At 71.8% G+C, this 4167-nt stretch carries 5 protein-coding genes; 3 read left to right on the forward strand and 2 right to left on the reverse strand.

What is annotated here, in order from left to right; translation table 11 throughout:
* Positions 1 to 75: 75 nt before the first annotated feature.
* Both CCN56_RS17820 and CCN56_RS17825 read right to left on the reverse strand, forming a co-directional pair.
* On the reverse strand, positions 76 to 354 hold the full coding sequence (locus CCN56_RS17820; RefSeq protein WP_086828015.1) for a hypothetical protein: 279 nt from the start codon (positions 352 to 354) through the stop codon (positions 76 to 78).
* A 36-nt stretch (positions 355 to 390) separates the two neighbouring features.
* Entirely contained in the window at positions 391 to 1185 is a 795-nt protein-coding gene (locus CCN56_RS17825; RefSeq protein ID WP_086828017.1) for a PspA/IM30 family protein, read from the reverse strand.
* Positions 1186 to 1457: 272 nt separating this feature from the next.
* Here CCN56_RS17825 and CCN56_RS17830 point away from each other — a divergent pair, with 272 nt between their 5' ends.
* The 3 genes from CCN56_RS17830 (at position 1458) to CCN56_RS17840 (ending at position 4040) form a co-directional block, all read left to right on the forward strand.
* Positions 1458 to 2063, forward strand: a complete 606-nt coding sequence (locus CCN56_RS17830) for a DUF3043 domain-containing protein (RefSeq protein ID WP_086828019.1) — start codon at positions 1458 to 1460, stop codon at positions 2061 to 2063.
* 65 nt (positions 2064 to 2128) lie between these two features.
* Positions 2129 to 2905, forward strand: a complete 777-nt coding sequence (locus CCN56_RS17835; RefSeq protein WP_256962017.1) for a bifunctional 2-polyprenyl-6-hydroxyphenol methylase/3-demethylubiquinol 3-O-methyltransferase UbiG — start codon at positions 2129 to 2131, stop codon at positions 2903 to 2905.
* 67 nt (positions 2906 to 2972) lie between these two features.
* A complete protein-coding gene (locus CCN56_RS17840; protein WP_086828021.1) occupies positions 2973 to 4040 on the forward strand; it encodes a S1C family serine protease in 1068 nt (355 codons plus the stop codon).
* Positions 4041 to 4167: the final 127 nt, after the last annotated feature.

The following is a 4167-nucleotide window of genomic DNA, read 5'->3' on the forward strand; positions in this document are numbered from 1 at the left end:
CCCACACGGGCGCGGGCGCGGGCCCACACGGCGGCGGGGCGCCGGCCGGCCGGGTGCGGGGCCGCGCAGGGGGCGTCAGCCTGGGATCAGGCCGTCGCCGGAGAGCATCGCTCGGACATCGTCCAGGCTCGCGTCCGGCGACGGGAGGATCAGTTCCGAGGGCTCCAGGGCGTCGTCCGGGAGCGGTGAACCGAGGCGGCGGACCGCGTCGAGGAGGGCTCCCAGCGTGCGCCGGAAGCCGTACTCGTCCCCTGCTTCCATCTCTTCGAGCAGCTCGTCGTCCAGACGGTTCAGCTCGATGAAGTGGCTGTCGGCCAGCTCCAGCTGGCCCTCCCCCATGATCCGTACGATCATGACGCGTCCTGTCTGTCGCGAAGCCGCTTCTCGGAGCTACTTCTCGAAGCGCGGGTGGGACTGCTGCTGGCCCTGGTTCTGGTTCGTACCGGAGCCGCCCTCGATGGCCTGCTGCTGCGCCGAGGAGCCCCCGGCCAGCTCGGCCTTCATCCGCTGGAGCTCCAGCTCCACGTCCGTACCGCCGGACAGCCGGTCGAGCTCCGCCTGGATGTCGTCCTTGGCCAGGCCCGACTGGTCGTCGAGCGCGCCCGAGGCGAGCAGCTCGTCGATCGCGCCGGCGCGCGCCTGGAGCTGGGCGGTCTTGTCCTCGGCCCGCTGGATCGCCAGACCGACGTCGCTCATCTCCTCCGAGATGCCGGAGAAGGACTCGGCGATCCGGGTCTGCGCCTGGGCCGCCGTGTAGGTCGCCTTGATGGTCTCCTTCTTGGTGCGGAAGGCGTCCACCTTGGCCTGCAGCCGCTGGGCGGCGAGGGTGAGCTTCTCCTCCTCGCCCTGCAGCGTCTGGTGCTGCACCTCCAGGTCGCTGACCTGCTGCTGGAGCGCGGCCCGCCGGGACAGCGCCTCGCGCGCCAGGTCCTCGCGGCCGAGGGCGAGGGCCTTGCGGCCCTGGTCCTCCAGCTTGGCGGACTGGCCCTGCAGCTGGTTCAGCTGGAGTTCGAGCCGCTTGCGGGAGGTGGCGACGTCGGCGACGCCCCGCCGCACCTTCTGCAGCAGCTCCAGCTGCTTCTGGTAGGAGTAATCGAGCGTCTCGCGCGGATCCTCGGCCCGGTCAAGGGCCTTGTTCGCCTTCGCGCGGAAGATCATCCCCATACGCTTCATGACACCGCTCATGGGCTTCGCGCGCCCCCTTCTGACGGACTCGGCTCCAGCTCTTCAACAGGATCCACAGTACGGGCCCTGTCTCCATTACCGCACTGTTCGGAGCGGGATGCGCTCCTCCCCAAGGACGACTGCGCGCGGCGTCCCCTCCCGCGCAGGGAGTAGACGGATCTCGGGGAGATCCCGCGCCGTCCTTCGTACGTACGGTCCAAGACGCAGTCCGTTAGCGGATCGTTCCCGCCCGGCATGGGGTTCATGCCCACTACCCCGTACCCTTGGGTTTTGTGTTCCGTAGCCGTTCGAAGGACGAGAAGGCCCCCACCGACAAGGTGACGGCGGACCTCTCCACCAAGCAGCCCCGCGACCCCGAGGCCCCCAAGGGCCGCCCGACCCCGAAGCGGAGCGAAGCGCAGACCCAGCGCCGGCGCGCCGCGACGGTGCCGACCGACCGCAAGGAGGCCGCCAAGCGCCAGCGCGAGGCACGCCGCTCGGACCTGGCCCGGCAGCGCGAGGCGCTGGCCAGCGGCGACGAGCGCTACCTGCCCGCCCGCGACAAGGGCCCGGTCCGCCGCTTCGTGCGCGACTTCGTCGACTCGCGGTTCGCGATCGCCGAGTTCTTCCTGCCGATGGCCGTGGTGATCCTCGTGCTGTCGCTGTTCGGCAACGCCAACCGGTCGCTGCAGAACATCTCCCTGCTGCTCTGGCTCGGTGTGATCGTCCTGATCGTCATCGACTCGATCGGCATCTGGATCCGTCTGCGGAAGCAGCTCAATGAGCGCTTCCCGAACGAGCCGAAGCGCGGCGCCATCGCCTACGGCCTGATGCGCACGCTCCAGATGCGCCGGCTGCGTCTGCCGAAGCCGCAGGTCAAGCGCGGAGAGCGGCCCTGAGCGCCGACAGCTCCGAGTTCGACGGGCGCGCGTTCGGTGAGGCCACGTCGGAGTCCGGCGGCCCGGTGCTGCCCGTCGTCGCCCACTGGCCCGCCGGTCCCGGCGGGCTGCGCGACACCATCCGGCAGGAGATCATCGCCCGTCAGCTCGACGAGCAGATAACCAGTCGCTACCCGGTGGGGCAGCGGCTGCGGATCCTCGACGCGGGCATGGGGCAGGGCACCCAGGCCCTGCGGCTGGCCCGTGCCGGACACACCGTGACCGGTCTGGAGGCCGACCCCGACCTCCTGAAGACGGCCCGCGAGTCGCTGGCGACGGAGCCCGCCGGGATCCGCGAGCGGGTCCGGATGATCGAGGGCGACGGACGCGAGACCGGGGTGCACTTCCTGCCCGGCAGCTTCGACGTGGTGCTCTGCCACGGCGTGCTCATGTACGCGGACGAGCCGGACGCGCTGCTCGCGGGCCTGGCCCGGATGCTGGCGCCCGGCGGCCTGCTGTCCCTGGTGGTACGGAACGCGGAGGCCCTGTCCATGCGACCGGGGCTCGCCGGGGACTGGTCGGGAGCGCTCGCCGCCTTCGACTCGGACGTCTACACGGACGACAACGGCGTGAAGGTGCGGGCCGACCGGCTCGACGCGCTCACGGCGACGCTCGCGGGGATCGCGGCGCCGCTGCACGCCTGGTACGGGGTGCGGGTCTTCACGGACGACGTCCCCGCCGACGCGGGCCTGCCCGCCGCCGAGGAGCTGGAGCGGCTGCTCGCCGCCGAGGACCGGGCGGGGCGCACGGAGCCGTACCGGCGGATCGCGGCGCTTCTGCACCTGTGCGGGGTGCGGGGCTGACGGTCGCGCACCCCTGATCGGGCGCGCTCGCCGGGCCCCCGGTGGGGCGGAATCGGATACTCCGGACATGGACGTATCCCGTTCCCGTGCCCGCCGCCTCCTCTTTCCGCTCACCGCCGGGGCCTGCGCCGTCGCGCTCGTCGGCGGCTGCTCCTCCGGCGGTGACACGTCCACCCCGGAGCGCTCCACCCAGGCGGCGGCACCGCTCGTCTCCAACGAGCTCCAGGACGACTACCAGGCCGTCATCAAGAACGTCCTGCCGTCGGTCGTGCAGATCGAGGCGGGGAACAGCCTCGGCTCCGGGGTCGCCTACGACGCCAAGGGGCACATCGTCACCAACGCGCACGTGGTCGGCCAGGAGAAGAGCTTCAAGGTCACGGCGGCCACCGGCGGGCAGTCCGTCACGGCGCGGCTCGTCTCCTCGTACCCCGAGCAGGACCTCGCCGTGCTCAAGCTGGACAGCGTGCCGCAGGGACTGAAGGCCGCGAAGTTCGGCGACTCCGCCGAGGTCGACATGGGGCAGATCGTGCTCGCGATGGGCTCCCCCCTCGGCCTGTCCGGCAGCGTGACCCAGGGCATCGTCTCGGCGACCGGCCGGACGGTCAGCGAGGGACAGACCGGCGGCGGCACGGGCGCGACCATCGCGAACATGGTCCAGACGTCGGCGGCGATCAACCCCGGCAACAGCGGGGGCGCCCTCGTGAACCTCGACAGCCAGATCATCGGCATCCCCACGCTCGCCGCGGTCGACCCCGAACTGGGCGGCGGCTCGGCGCCCGGCATCGGCTTCGCGATCCCCGCGTCGATGGTGCGGACGGTGGCGGACCAGATCATCAAGAACGGCAAGGTGACGGACTCGGGTCGGGCGGCCCTCAACATCACCGGCCGTACGGTCCTCGACGACAACTACGAGCCGGCGGGGGTGGCGGTCGTCGAGGCTCCGGCGGACGGGGCGGCCGGGAAGGCGGGGCTGAAGCCGGGTGACGTGATCACGCGCCTCGGCGACACGGAGATCACGACGATCACGTCGTTGTCGGAGGCGCTGGCGTCCATGAAGCCGGGGGACAAGGTGACGGTGACGTACGTGCGGGGCACGACGACCCGAAAGACGGAGGTCACCCTGGGCGAGCTGTAGCCCCCGCGCCCGGCTGTGCGGCACCCCGCCGCCGTGTGGGCCCGCACCCGGCTGGGCCTTCGCCCCGCGCCTGGGTCGGGCGTCGCCCCGCTGCCGTGTGGGCAGTCGTTCCGCTGGGGCAAGGGGG

Source organism: Streptomyces sp. NRRL B-24572, assembly GCF_002156145.1.
Lineage (GTDB): Bacteria > Actinomycetota > Actinomycetes > Streptomycetales > Streptomycetaceae > Streptomyces > Streptomyces vietnamensis.